1 protein-coding gene and 1 pseudogene are annotated in these 1,564 nt (G+C 71.5%); one reads left to right on the top strand and one right to left on the bottom strand.

Annotated elements, in window-relative coordinates; all coding sequences use genetic code 11:
* On the top strand, positions 1 to 897 hold an 897-nt coding region (sucB, locus tag HMPREF0058_RS11330; protein WP_006549933.1), incomplete at its 5' end, for a 2-oxoglutarate dehydrogenase, E2 component, dihydrolipoamide succinyltransferase.
* An 87-nt stretch (positions 898 to 984) separates the two neighbouring features.
* Here sucB and HMPREF0058_RS12890 read toward each other — a convergent pair.
* Positions 985 to 1,564 (bottom strand): annotated as a pseudogene (locus HMPREF0058_RS12890) (serine/threonine-protein kinase); the annotation flags it as partial.

The raw sequence follows: 1,564 nt of genomic DNA, 5'->3' as shown, positions 1-1,564 counted from the left end.
ACCACCGTCACCGGTACCGGTGTGGGCGGGCGGATCCGCAAGCAGGACGTCGAGGCCGCTGCTGCCGCCGCTGAGGAGGCCCGCAAGGCCGCCGCCGCGGCTGCGGCTCCCGTCGCTGCCGCTCCGGCTGCTCCTGCGGCTGCCGCCAAGCCCTCGGCCAAGCCAGCCGTGGACACCGAGTTGCGCGGCACGACCCAGAAGATGAGCCGCCTGCGCCAGGTCATCGCGACCCGCATGATCGAGTCGCTGCAGACCTCGGCCCAGCTGACCACGGTCGTCGAGGTGGACGTCACCCGCATCGCCGCCCTGCGCGCACGCGCCAAGAACGACTTCCTGGCCAAGAACGGCACGAAGCTGACCTTCCTGCCCTTCTTCGTCCAGGCAGCCACCGAGGCGCTCAAGGCTCACCCCAAGCTCAACGCCACGATCAACGGCAAGGAGGTGACCTACCACGACGTCGAGCACATCGGCATCGCGGTGGACACCCCCCGCGGCCTGCTGGTGCCCGTGGTCAAGAACGCCGGGGACCTGAACATCCCGGGCCTGGCCAAGCACATCAACGACCTGGCCGCTCGCACCCGCGACAACCAGGTCAACCCCGATGAGCTGTCCGGCTCGACCTTCACGATCACCAACACCGGCTCCGGTGGCGCGCTGTTCGACACCCCGATCATTAACCAGCCCGAGGTCGCCATCCTCGGCCTGGGCGCGATCCAGCGCCAGCCGCGCGTGGTCAAGGACGCCGACGGCAACGAGGTCATCGCGATCCGCTCGGTGTGCTACCTGGCGATCTCCTACGACCACCGCCTGGTCGACGGCGCCGACGCCTCGCGCTACCTCATGACGGTTAAGAAGCGTCTGGAGGAGGGCGACTTCGCCGGCGAGCTCGGGCTGTAACCCGGCTCGGCTCCGTCTCACCGACAGCGGCGGGGCACCACCCAACCAGGGTGGTGCCCCGCCGTCGTCTCGGTCTGCTGTCCTGGCTCACCTCGTCGCTTGGCCCTCGGCCACTCTCACTGGCGCCTGGGCTACCTCCGCCACCCGCCACGGCTCGGGCAGCAGGACGAAGACGACCTCCTGGGCAGGCTGCACCGGCACGCGCCGGGACCCCGCCGCCTCGACCAGGGTGTAGGCCTGCTGCGTGCGGGTCAGCTGCACGGCCACGGCGCCCGGCCAGCGTGCCGCGGCGGCCTCAGCAGGCTCCACCTCATGCACACCGGCCACTGCCGTTGTCAGGCCCTGGACCCGAGCGCCTCGGCTGACTATGCCGGCCAGGAGCTCGGCGTCAGCCAGGGCCGCAGGAGAGCCAGGCACGGTGGTCGATGCCAGCGCCGTCGCGTCCGCCTCCTCCAAGGCCTGGTCCCGACGTGCCACGAGCGCGACGACGGCGCGCCGCAGCTCCTCAGGCCTGCCCGGCCGATCGGGCTGCGTGGCCTGCACCGAGGAGGTCTGGGCCTCCACCGCCACCTGCCGCCCCGGGCCAAGGAGCAGCGCCAAGCACGTGACCACGATGACCGGGGCGCTCACGCCCGCCACCGCCCACACCGCCCGCTTCCACCACCCG

It is taken from the genome of Actinomyces urogenitalis DSM 15434, assembly GCF_000159035.1.
Lineage (GTDB): Bacteria > Actinomycetota > Actinomycetes > Actinomycetales > Actinomycetaceae > Actinomyces > Actinomyces urogenitalis.
The sequence above is the reverse complement of the archived record's forward strand: the minus strand, read 5'-3'. Positions and strand labels throughout refer to the sequence as shown.